Source organism: Pseudarthrobacter sp. SL88 (assembly GCF_026672455.1).
Classification (GTDB): Bacteria; Actinomycetota; Actinomycetes; order Actinomycetales; family Micrococcaceae; genus Arthrobacter.
Genome location: NZ_JAPPRD010000001.1, coordinates 3698328 through 3714755, shown reverse-complemented (window position 1 = coordinate 3714755; position 16428 = coordinate 3698328). Strand labels below are relative to the sequence as shown.

15 protein-coding genes and 1 pseudogene are annotated in these 16428 nt (G+C 67.3%); 8 read left to right on the top strand and 8 right to left on the bottom strand.

From position 1 onward, the window contains the following. Nucleotides 1-56: 56 nt before the first annotated feature. Nucleotides 57-263: a hypothetical protein gene (locus OVA06_RS16830; protein ID WP_268159858.1), complete on the bottom strand. Its 207-nt coding sequence runs from the start codon at nucleotides 261-263 to the stop codon at nucleotides 57-59. Between the two features lie 141 nt (nucleotides 264-404). Here OVA06_RS16830 and OVA06_RS16825 point away from each other — a divergent pair. Next, nucleotides 405-2019 (top strand): annotated as a pseudogene (locus OVA06_RS16825) (peptide chain release factor 3). An 8-nt stretch (nucleotides 2020-2027) separates the two neighbouring features. Further along, complete coding sequence (locus OVA06_RS16820) at nucleotides 2028-3266, top strand: beta-ketoacyl-[acyl-carrier-protein] synthase family protein (protein ID WP_268159856.1); 1239 nt, start codon at nucleotides 2028-2030, stop codon at nucleotides 3264-3266. Nucleotides 3267-3394: 128 nt separating this feature from the next. Here OVA06_RS16820 and OVA06_RS16815 read toward each other — a convergent pair whose 3' ends face one another. From OVA06_RS16815 to OVA06_RS16795, 5 genes are all read right to left on the bottom strand, one after another. After that, nucleotides 3395-4804, bottom strand: a complete 1410-nt coding sequence (locus OVA06_RS16815) for an MFS transporter (protein WP_268159854.1) — start codon at nucleotides 4802-4804, stop codon at nucleotides 3395-3397. A gap of 187 nt (nucleotides 4805-4991) precedes the next feature. Beyond that, entirely contained in the window at nucleotides 4992-6320 is a 1329-nt protein-coding gene (locus tag OVA06_RS16810) for an enolase C-terminal domain-like protein (RefSeq protein WP_056082865.1), read from the bottom strand. Beyond that, the gene (locus OVA06_RS16805; RefSeq protein ID WP_268159852.1) at nucleotides 6317-7930 is read right to left on the bottom strand and encodes an aldehyde dehydrogenase (NADP(+)); all 1614 of its coding nucleotides are present in this window, start codon (nucleotides 7928-7930) and stop codon (nucleotides 6317-6319) included. Before OVA06_RS16805 ends, OVA06_RS16810 begins: the two co-directional genes overlap by 4 nt. 27 nt (nucleotides 7931-7957) lie before the next feature. After that, nucleotides 7958-8872 (bottom strand): 5-dehydro-4-deoxyglucarate dehydratase, encoded by a 915-nt coding sequence (gene kdgD, locus OVA06_RS16800; RefSeq protein WP_056082860.1) that lies wholly within the window; start codon nucleotides 8870-8872, stop codon nucleotides 7958-7960. 177 nt (nucleotides 8873-9049) lie between these two features. Beyond that, on the bottom strand, nucleotides 9050-9934 hold the full coding sequence (locus OVA06_RS16795) for a LysR family transcriptional regulator (protein ID WP_268159850.1): 885 nt from the start codon (nucleotides 9932-9934) through the stop codon (nucleotides 9050-9052). A 140-nt stretch (nucleotides 9935-10074) separates the two neighbouring features. Between OVA06_RS16795 and OVA06_RS16790 the strand changes: the two genes are divergently transcribed. Genes OVA06_RS16790 through OVA06_RS16770 form a run of 5 tightly spaced genes read left to right on the top strand, consistent with a single transcriptional unit; the run spans nucleotide 10075 to nucleotide 13968 of the window. Beyond that, nucleotides 10075-11085, top strand: coding sequence for a tripartite tricarboxylate transporter substrate binding protein (locus tag OVA06_RS16790; RefSeq protein WP_056082855.1), 1011 nt, complete (start codon nucleotides 10075-10077; stop codon nucleotides 11083-11085). Between the two features lie 5 nt (nucleotides 11086-11090). Further along, the gene (locus OVA06_RS16785) at nucleotides 11091-11666 is read left to right on the top strand and encodes a tripartite tricarboxylate transporter TctB family protein (RefSeq protein ID WP_056082852.1); all 576 of its coding nucleotides are present in this window, start codon (nucleotides 11091-11093) and stop codon (nucleotides 11664-11666) included. A gap of 9 nt (nucleotides 11667-11675) precedes the next feature. After that, entirely contained in the window at nucleotides 11676-13235 is a 1560-nt protein-coding gene (locus OVA06_RS16780) for a tripartite tricarboxylate transporter permease (protein ID WP_056082850.1), read from the top strand. Further along, entirely contained in the window at nucleotides 13232-13636 is a 405-nt protein-coding gene (locus OVA06_RS16775) for a universal stress protein (RefSeq protein ID WP_015935582.1), read from the top strand. The genes OVA06_RS16780 and OVA06_RS16775 overlap by 4 nt, the downstream gene beginning before the upstream one ends. A gap of 17 nt (nucleotides 13637-13653) precedes the next feature. Further along, nucleotides 13654-13968 (top strand): hypothetical protein, encoded by a 315-nt coding sequence (locus tag OVA06_RS16770; RefSeq protein ID WP_056082847.1) that lies wholly within the window; start codon nucleotides 13654-13656, stop codon nucleotides 13966-13968. 76 nt (nucleotides 13969-14044) lie between these two features. On the opposite strand, the gene OVA06_RS16765 is transcribed toward OVA06_RS16770, so the two are convergent. Then, complete coding sequence (locus OVA06_RS16765; RefSeq protein WP_056082844.1) at nucleotides 14045-14533, bottom strand: NUDIX domain-containing protein; 489 nt, start codon at nucleotides 14531-14533, stop codon at nucleotides 14045-14047. 110 nt (nucleotides 14534-14643) lie between these two features. Here OVA06_RS16765 and OVA06_RS16760 point away from each other — a divergent pair, with 110 nt between their 5' ends. Then, nucleotides 14644-14913 (top strand): hypothetical protein, encoded by a 270-nt coding sequence (locus OVA06_RS16760; protein WP_015935585.1) that lies wholly within the window; start codon nucleotides 14644-14646, stop codon nucleotides 14911-14913. A 76-nt stretch (nucleotides 14914-14989) separates the two neighbouring features. Here OVA06_RS16760 and radA read toward each other — a convergent pair whose 3' ends face one another. Further along, nucleotides 14990-16363, bottom strand: a complete 1374-nt coding sequence (gene radA / locus OVA06_RS16755) for a DNA repair protein RadA (RefSeq protein ID WP_268159844.1) — start codon at nucleotides 16361-16363, stop codon at nucleotides 14990-14992. Between the last annotated feature and the right edge of the window lie 65 nt (nucleotides 16364-16428).

Below are 16428 nucleotides of genomic sequence, written 5' to 3'. Positions count from 1 at the left end.
CCCGGAGCTGAAAGCCTGACAGGAAGAGCCAAAGGGAAAGCGAAGGTAGGCCCGCTTCAGCGTGCCCTGACCCGGAGCATCCGCTCAAGGTCCTTGCTGACCCTGGCGAGCGATGCTGCCCGGAGTGCCTTCAGCTCGGCCGCCGACTGGACGCCCTTTGATTGCGGAGTTGCGTCTCCTTGGCCTGCACTGTGCTCCTGCATCCTGGCAGGACCAGTGCCGGAGGCGAAGGGATCGTGGAAGGGGTTGCCCGGCGTCATCATGCCGCCACGGTAGCTGGCCCTCGTTTCGCTGCCTTGAACTGCCGGTTTCGCGGGCGTTAAGCGGACCTGCGCCGGTTTGCGGGCCTGCGATAAAATTGGACTTTGGCTTCATCCAGCCGCAACCGCAGCGAAAGTAGCACCGTGTCCCAAGATGTCCTGACCCCCGCCCGGATCAATGAGATTCACAAGGAAGCGGGCCGCCGCAGGACCTTCGCCGTCATCTCCCACCCCGACGCCGGCAAGTCCACCCTCACGGAAGCCCTCGCCCTGCACGCCAAGGTGATCGGCACCGCCGGCGCCTCCAGCGGCAAGGCCAACCGCAAGGAAACGGTCTCGGACTGGATGCAGATGGAGAAGGACCGCGGCATCTCCATCAGCTCCGCTGCCCTGCAGTTCTCCTACCGGGACACGGTCATCAACCTCCTGGACACCCCCGGCCACGCCGACTTCTCCGAGGACACCTACCGCGTGCTGGCCGCCGTCGACTGCGCCGTGATGCTGGTGGACGCCGCCAAGGGCCTGGAAACCCAGACCATGAAGCTTTTCGAGGTCTGCAAGCAGCGGAACCTGCCCATCATCACCGTCATCAACAAGTGGGACCGGCCCGGCCTGGACGCCCTGGCGCTGATGGACGAGATCACCGAACGCACCGGCCTGCAGCCCATGCCGCTGACCTGGGCCGTGGGCATCTCCGGTGACTTCCGCGGGGTCTGGGACCTGCGCAACGACCGGTTCGCCCGGTTCCAGCGCAACAACGCCGGCGCCCAGATCGCCCTTACCGAGTACTTCACCCCGGAGGAAGCCGCCGAAAGCCAGGGGAGCAACTGGTCAGACGCCGTGGATGAGGCCGGCCTGGTGGTCGAGTCCAACCTCGAGTTCGACGTCGATGCCTTCCACGCCGGCAAGGCCACCCCCATCCTGTTCAGCTCCGCCGCGCTCAACTTCGGTGTCAAGGAGCTGCTGGACGCGCTGGTGGACTTCGCGCCGCCCGCGGCACCACGCCCCGACGTGGACGGCAGCCCGCGCCCCGTCGAATCCCCGTTCTCTGGCTTTGTGTTCAAGGTCCAGGCCGGTATGAACAAGGCCCACCGCGACCATGTGGCCTTCATCCGCGTCTGCTCCGGCGTCTTCGAACGCGGCATGGTGGTCACCCAGACCCGCACCGGCAAGTCGTTCGCCACCAAGTACGCCCAGCAGGTGTTCGGCCGCGAACGTGAAGTCATCGACGAGGCGTACCCCGGTGACGTGGTGGGACTGGTCAACGCCTCCTCGTTGCGCGTGGGAGACAGCCTCTTCCTCGAAGACTCCGTGGAATACCCGGCCATCCCGCTCTTCGCCCCCGGAACACTTCCAGGTGGCCCGCTCCAAGGACCCCAGCAAGTTCAAGCAGTTCCGCCGCGGCATCGAACAGCTTGAGCACGAAGGCGTAATCCAGGTGCTCCGCTCCGACGTCCGCGGTGACCAGGCGCCGGTGCTCGCCGCCGTCGGCCCCATGCAGTTCGAGGTGGTGGAGGACCGGATGGCGCACGACTTCAGCGCCCCCATGCGGCTGGAGCGCCTGCCCTACTCGCTGGCCAGGATCTCGACGGCGGACGCCATGCCCGCGCTGGCCAACGTTCCGGGCGCGGAGGTGCTCCTGCGGTCCGACGGCGAATACCTCGCCTTGTTCAACGACGTCTGGGCCCTGCGCCGGATCGAAAAGAACCACCCGGACCTGACCCTGGTGCCCATCGGCACGCACAACCCCGCAAAGTAAGGGCACCAATGACGGAACCCACCACGGCCCAGCCGCGCGCCATCGTTACCGGCGCCGGCACCATCAACCCGCTGGGTGCCTCCGTGGCGGATACCTGGCAGGCGCTGCTCGCCGGGAAATCGGGCATCACCGCGCTGACCGGGGACTGGGCCGGGCAGCTGCCCGTCAAGATCGCCGGACAGGTGTCCGCGGACCTCTCCCAGCACCTCAGCACCCGGGAACTCAAGCGCATGGACCGGTGCGGCCAGCTGGCGCTCATCGCCGCCCGCGAAGCCTGGACCCAGGCAGGCGCCCCTGAAGTGGACCCGGAACGTTTCGCCGTGGTGATCGGTTCCGCGTACGGCGGGCTGGGTTCCACCATCGAGCAGGACCGGGTGCTGGCGGCATCCGGCCCGCGCAAGGTCTCGCCGCACACCCTGACCCGGCTGATGGTCAACGGACCCGCCGCCTGGGTGTCCATCGACCTCGGTGCCCGCGGCGGCGCACGTACTCCCGTGAGCGCCTGCGCCTCCGGGGCTGAGGCGATTGTCCAAGCAGCCGAGATGATCCGCTCCGGTGCCGCCGACGTCGTGATTGCCGGCGGCGTGGACGCCTCGATCAACGACCTCGTGATCAGCGGCTTTTCTCAAATCCGCGCGCTGTCCACGCGCCCGGGGGATCCGGCGGAAGCGTCACGGCCGTTCGACGGCGGCCGGGACGGCTTCGTGCTCTCCGAAGGGGCCGGGATGGTGGTGCTGGAGAGCGAAGGCCACGCCCGCGCCCGGGGCGCCGCAATCCTCGGCGAAGTGGCCGGGGGTGCAGTGACCTCCGACGCGAACGACATCGTGGCCGCGGACCCGGCCATGCAGCGCCGCGTCATGCAAAAGGCGCTGGCTTCGGCCGGGATGGAACCGGCGGACATCGGCTTCGTCCACGCCCACGCCACCTCCACCCCTGTGGGGGACCGGCTCGAGGGCCAGGCCATCAGCGCCATTTTCGGCACCGAGGTGCCCGTGACCTCCACCAAGGGGCACACCGGCCACCTGCTGGGCGGCGCCGGTGCCCTTGCCGCCGTCGTGGTTCTCGAAGCGCTCCGCACCGGGCAACTTCCCGGGACGCTGAACGTGGAGGCGCTGGACCCCGAGGTGGAACTGAACGTCGTCACCGACACCGCCCTTGCACTGGCTGCCGGCTCTCCCCGGGCCGGTCTGGTCAATGCGTTCGGCTTCGGCGGACACAGCGTGGCGCTGGTGATCGCGGGAAGCTAAGCCGCCTGCCGCCGTCGTAGGCCGTACCCGGGGGAGCCAACTGGACGCGGGGACGCTGGAACGGTGCGGGGACGCTGATTTGTTTCGGCGTTCCCGCACCGTTCCAGCGATTTGGACTGTGCTAAGCGTCAGGCGCGGGCGGGAACCGCTTCGGCTGCCTCCGCTGCCTTTGCTGAAGGGTTCGCAGAATCCACGACGGCGTCCCCTCCGCTGCGGCGCTCCTTCAGGAAGTAGACCAGGCCGGCGGCAATGGTGGACGCGGCGGCCAGCGCGAACAGGCCTGGGACCACGCTGCCGGTCTGCTCCTTGATGATGCCGAAGCCGAAGGGCGCCACGAAGCCGCCGAGGTTACCCAGCGAGTTGATGATGGCGATGGCCGGGGCCAGGACCAACGGGTGCAGTCCGGACTGCGGGATGGTCCAGAACAGGGGCGAGGCGCTCTTGAAGCCCATGGCGGCGACGGCCAGGAACACCAGCGCCAGAACCGGTGAGGCAATGGCGGCCGCGAAGGTGCCCACTGCCGCCACCAGCAGTGCCGCCACCAGGAGCGGCTTCTTGGACTTTGCCTTGTCCTGCATCTTGGCGGCGAAGTACATCGCGAACACGGCGCAGACCCAGGGTATGGAGGACAGGAAGCCCACAGCCAGGTCCGTGGTGCCGGGGATCTGCTTTATGATGCTGGGCAGCCAGAACGTGTTGGCGTAGATGGAGAGCTGCACGGAGAAGTAGATGCCGCACAGCAGCAGGATCTGCGGGTTCAGCAGCATCTTCCAGCGGTTTAGCTTGCCGCTGGCGACAGCGCCGGCGGCAGCGCCGTCGCCTGTCTCGTCGCCTTCGGCGGGGGCGTGCTGGGCGTCCTCGTCACTGATGGCCTGCGTGAGCGCGGCCTTCTCGGCGGGGGAGAGCCACTTGGCATCCTTGATGCCGGCGTCCAGGACGAAGAACACGGCCATGCCCACCACGACGGACAGCGCGCCCTCGAAACCGAACAGCCACTGCCAGCCGCGGAGGCCAAGGACACCCTGCAGGCTCAGGAGGCCACCGGCAACGGGACCGGAGATCGCCGCGGCCACGGAGGAACCGGCGATGAAGATGGCGGTGGCCTTGCCGCGTTGCCCGGCAGGGACCCAGCGGGCGAAATAGAAGATGACAGCGGGGAAGAACCCGGCCTCCGCAGCGCCGAGCAGGAAACGGAGGACGTAAAACATGGTCTCGTTCTGCACGAAGGCCATCAGGAAGGAGACGATGCCCCAGCTGATCATGATCCTGGTCAGCCAGATCTTGGCGCCGTACTTCTCCATCATCACGTTGCTGGGAAGTTCGAAGATGGCGTAGGCGATGAAGAACAGGCCCGCGCCGAAGCCGTAGGCCGCGGCGCCGATGCCCACGTCGGCCTGCAAGTGGTCCTGCGCGTAGCCGATATTGGAGCGGTTGAGCTGGTTGCAGACCAGCATCACCAACATGATGGGCAGTACGCGCTTGAAGAACTTCTTCGTGGCCGAGGCCACGTCCGTGACGGCATTGTCCACAGACACCATTGAGTATTTCCTTCGGGATAGATCTGTCTGCCGGCTGTGGGGCTGGGGAATGTGGGGTGCGCCACAGCGACTCAATTACTTTAGGGGACAGGCATGGGGAGGGCCCCTTTTGTGTCCGGCGAGCAGAACAAAAGGGGCCCCAAATTTGTGGCAGCTGCGCTCCCGGTCCGGGGCTGCTGCCGCGGTCCTACCTGACCAGGCAGGGCCGCTTCGGATCGAAGGACCAGCCGTCGACGTAGTACTGCATGCCGATGCTGTCGTCACGGGCGTCCAGTCCGTGCTCCCGGTACAGCTGGTGCGCCCTGTCCAGCGCTTCGCGGTCCAGCTCGATGCCCAGCCCGGGTGCGGCCGGGACCTCGATGGCGCCGCCCTTGATCTGCAGCGGGCTTTTGGTCAGGCCTTGGCCGTCCTGCCAGATCCAGTGCGTGTCCAGGGCGGTGATTTCACCCGGCGCAGCGGCACCTGTGTGGGTGAACATGGCCAGCGAAATGTCGAAGTGGTTGTTGGAGTGCGAGCCCCAGGTGAGGCCGAACTCGTTGCACAGCTGCGCCACCCGGACCGAGCCGTGCATGGTCCAGAAGTGCGGGTCCGCCAGCGGGATGTCCACGGCGTTGCTGCGGATGGCGTGGGACATCTCGCGCCAGTCCGTGGCGATCATGTTGGTGGCCGTCTTCAGGCCGGTGGCCCGGCGGAATTCCGCCATGACCTCGCGGCCGGAGAAGCGTCCCTCGGCGCCGCACGGATCCTCGGCGTATGCCACCACTCCCTGCATCCGCTTGCCGAGCCGGATGGCGTCGTCGAGGAGCCAGCCGCCGTTGGGATCGAGCGTGACCCGGGCGTCCGGGAAGCGCTTGGCCAGGGCCGTGACCACGTCCACCTCGTCGTCGCCGGAAAGGACGCCGCCCTTGAGTTTGAAGTCGCTGAAGCCGTAGCGTTCCTGGGCGGCTTCGGCCAGGGCTACCACTGCCTCCGGCGTCATGGCCTCCTGCCGGCGCAGCTTCTCCCAGCGGTCCGACGGCGATTCCTCCACCAGGTAGGGCAGGTCCGTCCGCTGGTGGTCGCCCACGAAGAAGAGGTATCCGAGCATGGGCACCGAGGTGCGCTGCTGCCCGTCCCCGAGCAGTTCCGCGACGGGGACGCCGAGGAACTGGCCGTGCAGGTCCAGCAGGGCCGATTCGACGGCTGTGACCGCGTGGACGGTGGTGCGCAGGTCGAAGGTCTGCAGGCCGCGGCCGCCGGCGTCGCGGTCCGCGAACTCCGCCGCAACGTCGCGCAGCAGCGAGCGGTACCGGGCCACCGGCTTGCCCTTGAGCAGTGCACCGGCCTCTTCGATGGTGGTGCGGATCTTTTCGCCGCCAGGTACCTCGCCCAGCCCGGTGCGCCCATCGGAGTCGGTCAGGATGACCACGTTGCGGGTGAAGAACGGGCCGTGGGCGCCGCTGAGGTTCATCAGCATGCTGTCGTGCCCCGCGACAGGTACTACCTCAACGCCGGCAATGGTGGGCTGGCCGCTCATGCGCCCACCTCAGCCTTCTCGGGTGCTGCCACGACGTCGCCGTCTATGCGGCGGTTGAGGTGCCAGGGGTTGGCGTCCTGCAGGGGTGCCGGCAGCAGTTCCTGAGGGATGTTCTGGTATGCGACCGGGCGGAGGAAGCGGTTGATGGCGAGGGTTCCCACCGAGGTGGTGCGGGTGTCGGAGGTGGCGGGGAAGGGGCCGCCGTGGACCATGGCGTGGCCAACTTCGACGCCGGTGGGCCAGCCGTTGACGATGATGCGGCCCACTTTCTGTTCGAGGACGGGGATCAGCGGCGCCGCCGTCGCGTAGTCAGCTTCGGTCAGGTGCAGGGACGCGGTGAGCTGGCCCTCGATCCGGGCGGCTGCCCGGAGCAGGTCTTCGGTGCCGGTGTAGCGGATCACCAGGGATGCTGCGCCGAAAATTTCCTGGTGCAGGACGTGGTTGGTGGTGAACTGGTCAACGCCGGTGCCGAAGATCGCCGGTGCGGGGGCGTTTTCGGTGGGCCCAGGGGTGCCCTGGCCGATGAGTTCGACGCCGTCCGCTGCGCCGAGCGCCTCGGTGCCGGTATTCCAGGACCCAGCGATGCCGGCGGTGAGCATGGTCTGCCCGGCGCTGGCTGCCACGGCGCGTCCGACGGCTGCAGCGAGTTTGTCGCCAGCCTCGCCTGCGGGGGCGAAAAGCAGGCCGGGGGAGGTGCAGAGCTGCCCGGAGCTGCCGGTGACGGCGGTGACGTAGGCGGACGCGAGGGCGTCGATGCTTTCGGGACTGCCGGCGAGGGCGCCGTCGAAGACGAAGACAGGGTTCAGGGACGACATTTCGGCGTAGACCGGGATGGGTTCCGGGCGCGCGGCAGCGGTCTTCATGAGGGCGATGCCGGCGGACTGCGATCCGGTGAACCCGACGGCCTTGATGGCGGGGTCTGCCACGAGGGCCTGGCCGATGCTGGAGCCCGGGCCGTAAATCAGCGAGAACACGCCGGGGTGCAGGCCGTTGTCCTGGACGGCTTTGCTGATGGCCTGGCCCACGAGTTCGCTGGTGCCGGGGTGGGCGTTGTGGGCCTTGAAGACCACGGGGCAGCCGGCGGCGAGGGCCGAGGCGGTGTCGCCGCCCGCCGTTGAAAACGCCAACGGGAAGTTGCTGGCGCCGAACACGGCCACCGGGCCCAGCGGGATCTGCCGCTGGCGGATGTCCGCGCGGGGCAGCGGGGCCCGGTCCGGGATGGCGGGGTCGATGCGGACGCCGCGGAAGTCGCCCTGGCGGACCACGGCGGCGAAGAGGCGCAGCTGGCCGGTGGTGCGGGCACGCTCGCCGGTGAGCCGTGCGGCGGGCAGGCCGGTTTCCTGGCCGGCACGGACCAGCAGTTCGTCGCCGATGGCTTCGATGTTGTCGGCGATGGACTCCAGGAAGGAGGCGTGGGTTTCCGGGTCCAAGGTGCTGAAGGAGGGGAAAGCTTTCCTCGCTGCCGTGGTGGCCGTGGCGAGCTGTTCTTCGGTGAGCAGCGTGTAGGCGGGATTGAGGGCCTCGTTGGTGGCGGGGTTGAAGCCGAATGTGGTCTTGCCTTCGCCGGCAACCGTCCGGCCGGCGATGAGTGAATGTCCGGTGAGGGTCATGAATTGCTCCTGTGTCTTCGGTGACGGCTAGGAAACGGTGGCGATGAGGGCTTTAAGGTCCGCGAGGTCCTGCGGCGCCAGGTTCTGCAGCGGCGTGCGCACCGGTCCCGCGGAGCGGCCGATGGCGTCCAGGCCGCCCTTGACGATGGAGACAGAGTAGCCCTTCACGCGGTCGCGGATGTCCAGGTACGGGATGACGAAGTCGTTCAGCTTCTTGTTCACGGCGGCGCGGTCCTGGTTGCGGACGTCCTGGTAGAAGTCCAGGGCGAACTGCGGAACGAAGTTGTACATGGCACTGGAGTAGGTGCTCATGCCCAGCTGCAGCAGGGGCAGCGCGAAGGTTTCGGCGGTGGGAAGGCCACCGAGGTAGAAGAGCCGGTCGCCGAGCTTGGCGTAGACGCGGGCATCGTGCTCGAGGTCGCCCACACCGTCCTTGAATCCGATGAGGTTGTCGTGGCGGTCCGCCAGGGTGGCCACCGTGGTGTCTTTGTAGATGGCGTTCGCACGGTTGTAGATGATCACGCCGAGGGACGTGGCGCGGCAGACGGCGCTGACGTGCTCCACCAGGCCGGCCTGGTCGGCTTCGGTCAGATACGGCGGCAGGAGCAGGATGCCGTCGGCGCCGGCAGCTTCCGCGGCTTGGGCGTTTTCGATGGCCTGGGCGGTGGATCCGCCGGCGGAGGCCAGGACCGGAACGCGGCTGCCCACTTCGTCGACGGCGGTGCGGACCACGCGCTCGGACTCCGCGGGTGTCAGGGAGAAGCCTTCGCCGGTGCCGCCGGCGGCGAAGAGGCCGGCCACGGGGAAGCTTGCCTGCCAGGACAGGTGCTTGCGGTAGTTCTCCTCATCGAACTGGAGGTTGGCGTCGAACGACGTCACGGGGAAGGACAGCAGGCCTTCCTTGAGAGTGTCCGCCAGTTCCTGGGGGGTGTACTTTGCCACGGTGTGGTCCTCCGGGTGTGTGCGCCGCGAAGGCGGCAGGCTGATGAGTCCCTCCCAGCGTAGGAGCGCCGCCGATGCCTGTCTAAGTGTATTTTTATATGTATTGATACCTTTGTTGCATCATCATGCCGCATGCGCCGGAGTGGCAACTCGGGCTGGGAGGCCAGCCCCGGAGGATCACTCCATCGCGAATTCGAGATCGCGCAGCAGCCTGGCCAGAGCGGGGTTGGTGATCCTGCGGTTCCACAGGGCATGTAGTTCCACTTCCTCCCCGCGCCCGGCCTCGAGCGGCAGGAACTCCACGTCCTTGATGCCCAGCAGGGTGGCGGAGTGGGGGACGAAGGCAAGGCCTCGGCCGGCGGCCACCAGCGAAACCATGGTGAGGATCTGGCTGACTGTGTGCGCCACGTTGGCGTGGCGGATGGGCAGCATCCGCACCACCAGATCGTAGAAATACCGGGCCTGGGTGGGGGAGTGCATGATCAGGGGCTCGTCCTTGAAGTCCTCGGCCGTGATGTCCCGTGCCAACAGCGTCAGAGGGTGGCCGGCCGGTACCGCTATCACCATGGACTCGCGGTAGAGCAGGTGTGAATCGAAGGTCCCACTGTCGAACGGCGGCCGGGCCAGCCCCAGGTCGAGTTCCCCGGTGAGGAGGCCGCTGAGCTGCTCGCCAGTCACCAGTTCCTGCAGGTCGATGTCCACGTCCGGGATGATGGCCGCCAGTTCCCCCAGAAGGGGGCCCAGGATGCTGAAGCCGCTGGCTGCCGTAAACCCCACCCGCAGGACACCTGACCGTCCGGAGGCGATCCGCCGGGCCGTCACGGGGGCCCGCTCGGCAAGTGCCATCAGCCGCCGGGCCTCGTCCAGGAAGGCTTCGCCGGCCGAGGTCAGGGTGACTTTCCGGTTGTCCCGCTCCAGCAGCTCGGCCCCGACAATCTTTTCCAGCTTCTGGATCTGCCGGCTGAGCGGCGGCTGCGTCATGTTCAGCCGTTCGGCGGCGCGCCCGAAGTGGAGTTCCTCGGCCACGGCGATGAAGCCGGCCAGCTGGTCGAAAGTAAACATGATGCCTTCCGGGTATCAAATGATGCAGATATGGGCTTAGACAGGCATCATAACCGCTCCCTACACTCGACAAAGCGAGCGGGGTGACCCGATTCACAGATTGTTCCGGGCCCCACCCGGAGACTTAATGAGGAGTTCCAATGAAGCACTTCCCCACCCGCCGCGCCATCCTCGGCACCGCGTCGGCTGTCACGCTGTTGGCCCTGACGGCATGCGGCGGCAACGTCGGCGGCGGCGCCGCGGCCGGCAACTCGTCCAAATACCCCAGCGGTCCGGTCACGCTCACCGTCGGCCAGGCGGCCGGTGGCAGCACCGACCTCATCGCCCGCGCCCTGGCTGAAGGGGCTACCAAGACACTCGGTTCGCCCATGCCGGTGGTCAACAAGCCCGGCGCCAACGGAGCCCTCGCCACCAAGGAAGTGGCAGGCAAGACCGCAGACGGCCAGGAGCTGGTGCTGCTCACCGCATCGCTGATCACCATCACCCCGCTGGCTGTCAGCGCCGATGAAGCCGTGAACATTGATGACCTGGACATCATTGCCGGGCTGTCACAGGACGACTACGTCCTCGTGGCCAGTCAGCAGTCAGGCTTCAAGAGCTTCGAGGATGTCACCAACGCCGGCCGCAACGTCACGTTCGGCACCACAGGTGTGGGCACCGGCAGCCAGCTGGCCCAGACTGTCCTGTTCAAGCAGGCCAGCGTGAAGGGCACCGACGTTCCCTTCGACAGCGGCAAGCCCGCACTGACGGCCGTCCTGGGCAACCAGGTGGAACTGGCCACCATCCAGCTCGGTGAGGCCATGCCGCAGATCGAAGCCGGAAAGGTCTCCCCGCTGCTCGTCTTCTCCGAAGAGCGCAACAGCTTCCTGCCCGATGTGCCGTCAGCCAAGGAGGCCGGCTACGACGTCCCCGTCGCCCAGTACCGTGCGGTGGCAGCGCCCAAGGGCACCCCGCAGGAGGTAAAGGACAAACTCCTGGCATCCTTCCAGGACACCTTCAAGACCGATGCCTACAAGGAGTTCAACAAGAAGAACCTGCTGACGCCCAAGGAGCTCAGCGGCGAGGAAGTGGTCACTGAGTGGAAGGGCTACGCCGAGAAGTACAAGGAGCTGGTGGAGAAGTACGACATCAGCCTCGGCGGAAACAAGTAAGAACCATGGAGACAACTCCAGCAGTATCCGCCGGGCGTGACGGCAGCACCGCCGTTACGCCCGGCGGGGACGCCCCCAACGAACTGCCCGAGGCGCTCACCCCGGAGCAGCTCGCCGCTCAATGGGAAGAGGAAAAACCTCCCGCTGCCGGGCCGCTGGCCAACGCTGCGTCCTCTCTGGTGGTGCTCGGTGTGGGCATCGGCGCCCTGGTCCTCTCGGTGGCCATGGGCCTGGGCACCTTGTCGGCCCCGCAGCCCGGACTGTGGCCCTTCATGGCCAGCTGCGTGATGGTGGCCCTCGGGCTCTTCCAGCTGATCCTGGGCCGGCACAACCGGGACGCCGAGAAATTCACCCGGATGTCCTTCGCCCCGCTGATTGGCCTGGCCACCCTCGCCACGATGGTTGCGCTGATGCCGCTGATCGGCTTCGAAATCCCCGCCCTGGTCCTGTGCGTCATCTGGATGAAGTTCCTGGGCGGCGAAACCTGGCGATCAACCATCCTGGTCAGTGTCCTGGTGGTGGTTGCGTTCTACGCGATCTTCATCCTGGCCCTGGGCACCTCCATTCCCCACCTCTTCTAGGAGACCACCGTGGATTTCCTTAATCCCGTGATTAACGGTTTCTCGGTCGTCCTGGAACCGATGAACCTCCTGTACTGCCTGGTCGGCGTCGTCATCGGCATGCTGATCGGCGTGCTCCCGGGCCTGGGACCGGCCGCCACCATCGCCATCCTGCTGCCCCTGACCTACGGCGTTGAGCCGGTGACGGCCATCATCATGCTCGCGGGCATCTTCTACGGGGCCCAGTACGGCGGCACCATCACGTCGGTGCTGCTGCGGCTCCCCGGCGAAGCATCATCCGTTGTCACCGTCTTTGACGGGTACCAGATGGCCCGGCAAGGCAAGGCCGGAACCGCTTTGGGCCTGGCTGCAATCGGTTCGTTCATCGGCGGCACGGCGGCCATCATTGGCCTGACCTTCCTGGCGCCCCTGGTGGCAGGCTTCGCCCTGGACTTCGGGCCCCCCGAGTATTCCGCGCTGGCCATGCTGGGCATCTTGCTCGTTGCAACCATCAGCGGCGGGTCCAAAGCCAAGGCGCTGATCGCCGCGTCGGTGGGCCTCCTGCTGGCCACCGTGGGCCGCGACATCTTCACCGGCGAGAGCCGCTTCACCTTCGGCAGCATCCAGCTGGCGGACGGCATCGACTTCGTGCCGATCGCCATGGGCATCTTCGGCCTCGGCGAGATCCTTTACAACCTGGAGGAGCGGCACCGCGCCGCCAAAGCGCCGTCGAAGGTTTCCAACGTCTGGCCCTCGAAGGCCGAACTGAAGCATGCCTCCGGCGCCATCGGCCGCGGCTCCGTGCTCGGGTTCTTCCTCGGCATCCTTCCCGGCGGCGGTGCCACCATCGCCTCCATGGCCTCGTACGCCATGGAAAAGAAGCGCGCCAAGCAGCCCGAACGCTTCGGCAAGGGTGCGCCCGAGGGCGTGGCCGGCCCTGAAACGGCGAACAACGCGGCAGCCACGTCGTCGTTCATTCCGCTACTGACCCTGGGCATCCCCGCCAACGCCACCATGGCCCTGATGTTCGGCGCGCTGCTGATCCAGGGCGTCACCCCGGGCCCGCAGCTCGTGGAGCAGGAGCCGGAGCTGTTCTGGGGCGTGGTGAACTCGATGTACATCGGCAACATCCTGCTCCTGATCATGAGCCTGCCCCTGGTGGGGATCTTCGTGCGGATCCTGCGCGTCCGCGCCGCCATCCTCGCCCCGATCACCGCGCTGATCACGCTGCTGGGTGCCTACACCATCAACAACAGCATGTTCGATGTGACCCTCGTGGTGGTCTTCGGGGTGGTGGGCTACCTGATGAAGAAGTTCGGGTTCGAACCCGGCCCGCTGGTCCTGGCCTTCGTCCTGGGCGAGCTGCTGGAAAGCTCCCTCCGCCGTTCGCTCCTGGTGTTTGACGGCGACCCCACCGGGTTCTTCACCCGGCCCATCTCGGCCACCCTGCTGGCGGTCTTCGTCCTGGTGGCACTGATGCCGGGCATCCGCAGCGCAATGGCCAAGCGCAAGGGCACGACGGCGGCATCCGCCTCCGCCGGTGACGGCACCAACAACGACGGCGCCAACAACATCAAGGAGAAGGTATGAGCATCATCGTCGGGTTCGTCCCCACGCCTGCCGGGGAGGCTGCCCTCACCGCAGGCATCGCGGAGGCGCAGCTGCGGAACCAGGAACTGTTCATCGTCAACTCGGCCCGCCAGGGTGCGCTGGTGGACAAGTCGGTCGCCCCCGAGGACGTGCTGGCGGAGGCAGCTGCCCGGGCTACGGCCGCGGGCATCAAGGCAACTGTCATCCAGCCGCCGTACCAGCACGACCTCGCGGACGAATTCCTCGACGTTGCGCGTGAGGTGGATGCCTCGCTCATCGTCATCGGACTGCGGCACCGCACCCAGGTGGGCAAGTTCATCCTGGGCAGCCACGCGCAGCAGATCCTGATGCAGGCCGACCGTCCCGTGCTGGCCGTCAAGGCCGACGGCGGAAACTTCTAGCAGGAACGGGACCCGGAATGTACCAGCGCAGCCCGCTTCGCAGGATCGCCGCCAGGCGCGGGCCCGCCCGCGTGGCCGCCCCGGCACAGGTCCCCGACTGGTCCAGGCTGGGCCGGGGAGACGACGTCGAGGTGCTGCCTCCCCGTGGAACCGCCGTGGCAGGGACGATCGACATGATTGCTCCTGACCGCAGTGTGTTCTGGATGATCCGCCGCGACGGCGGCGGCCGGACCATGGTCTGCTCAGGTGATGACGTCAGCGTTGCAATGGTCGCCCGGGCAAAGGCGGCACGGCCGCCGCAGCACGAAGCAGCTGAGGCGGGATGCCCCTGACGGTTCTGGCCGCGCCAGTTTCCGGCCCAGAAGCCGGTGGTCCTTTCACGGACCACCGGCTTTTCGCATGCTGCCATCATTCGGCAGCGCCGAGCTCCTTCAGCAGCGCGTCCAGCACGGGAATCTGGCCTTTGACGAGTTTGTCCCGTGCGGCCGGCACCGGAAACCATCGGGCGTCGTCGATCTCGGGAAAGTGCTGGATACGTCCGGACCCCTTGGGCCATTCGAGCGGAAACGTGTTGCTGACGATACTTTCGGGCTGAAAATCCTGTTCCGCCGTGAACACGGTAATGACCTTTCCGCTGGACTGCCGGAACTCACCCAGCAGCCTGTACTCGGCGGCGGGAGCGGCTACACCCATCTCCTCGGCAAATTCCCGCAGGGCCGCTTCGAGCGGGACCTCGCCGTCACCGTACTCACCCTTGGGAATGGACCAGGCATGGGAGTCCTTCCGTGCCCAGAACGGTCCGCCCATGTGGGCGATCCACACGTGGAGCCCCGGATTTGAGCCGGTGCTGTCCGTGTCCTGCCGGTACAGCAGGAGTCCCGCGCTACGAACCGGCATCTGCCCTCCAAGGTCGAATCAAAAGTGGAAAACTGCCGTCCGGCGTTAACCCGCAGTTCACGGCACTGCTTTAGGTTATTCCTTCAGGCACTCTGCTCGAAGGGACCATCATGGCCAACATCGCTGAGGTTATGGGACGGCTCACGCCGGAAGAACTTGATGAGCTTCACCGCCTGGGGCCGCAGGGCCACCTGCCCCGCCATCTCCAGGACGCCCTGGACCGTGCGGCGGGCGGGCCTGGCTCCGGCAGGGGCTACTACGTGCCTACGGGAAACGTCAGCTCTACCGGCGGCCCCCTTTTGGTGCTGCGAAGCGATGTCTCCAGCTGGCTGTTCAGCTCCCACCGGGACGATCCCGACCAGCTTCCGCAGCACCCCTGACGGGGACACAGCTCCGGCCAGCTGACCCGGGACTTCCGGCGGTTGGGCGCCGCACCACCCCTCAGCCGGCGGGCGTTCAGCCGATCAGCAGGCTCAGCGCCTCGGTCAGGTGCTCCACCTCGCGAACCGAGAAACCGGCAGGAACCGGCCCGGGCCCTGTATGGCTGGCAGGGACCACCGCATGGGTGAACCCCAGCCGGTGGGCTTCCTGGATCCGCTGGTTGATGCCGGGCACCGGCCGGACCTCACCGGCCAGGCCCACCTCGCCGAAGGCGATGAGCCGGACCGGCAGCGGCTTGCGGGCCTTGGCCGAGGCCACGGCCAGGGCGACGGCCAGGTCCGTAGCGGGCTCGCTGAGCTTCACGCCGCCCACCGTTGCCACGTAGGAATCATCCTTGTGCAGTTGCGTTCCGGCGCGCTGCTGCAGCACGGCCAGGAGCATGGACACCCGGGAGCTGTCCAGGCCGCTGGTGGCCCGCCGCGGCTGGGAGTTGGGGCTTTCGGCCAGCAGCGACTGCACCTCGGCCAGCAGCGGACGGCGCCCCTCCATGGTCACGGTGATGCAGGTGCCGGAGACGGGATCCTTGGTGCGGCTGACGAACAGCCCGCTGGGATCGGTGAGCCCTTCAATACCGTTCTCGTTCAGGTCGAAACAGCCGACGTCGTCCGTGGGCCCGTAGCGGTTCTTGACGGCCCGGAGCAGCCGCAGCCGGGAGTGCCGCTCGCCCTCGAACTGGCAGACGACGTCGACCAGGTGCTCCAGCAGGCGGGGCCCGGCGATGGACCCGTCCTTGGTCACGTGGCCCACCAGGAGGGTGGTCATGTTGCGCCGCTTGGCCGCGGCGATGATGGAGGCTGCCACCTCCCGGACCTGGGAGACGCCACCGGCGCTGCCGTCCACATCGGCGCTGCTGAGCGTCTGGACGGAGTCCACGATCAGGAGCCGCGGTTCAATTTTCTCAACCTGGCCCAGCGCCTGGCCGAGATCCGTTTCCGCGGACAGGTACAGGGATTCGGCGACGGCGTCGATACGTTCCGCACGGAGCTTCACCTGCGCGGCGGATTCCTCTCCGGTCACGTACAGGACATCCTGTGCCGTCCGGGCGAACTTCGCGGCCACGTCCAGCAGCAGGGTGGATTTCCCGACGCCGGGTTCGCCGGCCAGCAGGATGACGGCACCCGGGACCAGGCCGCCGCCCAGCACGCGGTCCAGCTCGGCCGCGCCCGTGGGCAGGAAAGCCGCCGTGGTGGCGTCCACCTCGGCAATCCGCCGTGCAGGCTCCGCAACGGTGGTGGCCGCGGTGGTACGTGCAACGGCCGTGCCCGTTTCCTCAACGGTGCCCCACGCCTGGCACTCGCCGCAGCGCCCCACCCACTTGACGGTGGTCCAGCCGCATTCGGCGCATTTGTACGCGGGCGCCTTGGAAGCCCGGGAAGTCTTTGTTGCCATGCTTCCAACCCTACTGGCGGGCACCGACATCGGCCTTCCACCCCCGCCGGCCTGCGGGCGGCAGA

Excerpts from the sequence above, each read along its gene's own strand:
- OVA06_RS16810 (WP_056082865.1), bottom strand. The coding sequence starts at position 6,320 with ATGAGCGGCCAGCCCACCATTGCCGGCGTTGAGGTAGTACCTGTCGCG.
- OVA06_RS16785 (WP_056082852.1), top strand. The coding sequence starts at position 11,091 with ATGGAGACAACTCCAGCAGTATCCGCCGGGCGTGACGGCAGCACCGCC.
- OVA06_RS16770 (WP_056082847.1), top strand. The coding sequence starts at position 13,654 with ATGTACCAGCGCAGCCCGCTTCGCAGGATCGCCGCCAGGCGCGGGCCC.
- OVA06_RS16830 (WP_268159858.1), bottom strand. The coding sequence starts at position 263 with ATGATGACGCCGGGCAACCCCTTCCACGATCCCTTCGCCTCCGGCACT.
- OVA06_RS16775 (WP_015935582.1), top strand. The coding sequence starts at position 13,232 with ATGAGCATCATCGTCGGGTTCGTCCCCACGCCTGCCGGGGAGGCTGCC.
- OVA06_RS16765 (WP_056082844.1), bottom strand. The coding sequence starts at position 14,533 with ATGCCGGTTCGTAGCGCGGGACTCCTGCTGTACCGGCAGGACACGGAC.
- OVA06_RS16760 (WP_015935585.1), top strand. The coding sequence starts at position 14,644 with ATGGCCAACATCGCTGAGGTTATGGGACGGCTCACGCCGGAAGAACTT.
- OVA06_RS16795 (WP_268159850.1), bottom strand. The coding sequence starts at position 9,934 with ATGTTTACTTTCGACCAGCTGGCCGGCTTCATCGCCGTGGCCGAGGAA.
- radA (WP_268159844.1), bottom strand. The coding sequence starts at position 16,363 with ATGGCAACAAAGACTTCCCGGGCTTCCAAGGCGCCCGCGTACAAATGC.
- OVA06_RS16815 (WP_268159854.1), bottom strand. The coding sequence starts at position 4,804 with ATGGTGTCTGTGGACAATGCCGTCACGGACGTGGCCTCGGCCACGAAG.
- OVA06_RS16805 (WP_268159852.1), bottom strand. The coding sequence starts at position 7,930 with ATGACCCTCACCGGACATTCACTCATCGCCGGCCGGACGGTTGCCGGC.
- OVA06_RS16820 (WP_268159856.1), top strand. The coding sequence starts at position 2,028 with ATGACGGAACCCACCACGGCCCAGCCGCGCGCCATCGTTACCGGCGCC.
- OVA06_RS16790 (WP_056082855.1), top strand. The coding sequence starts at position 10,075 with ATGAAGCACTTCCCCACCCGCCGCGCCATCCTCGGCACCGCGTCGGCT.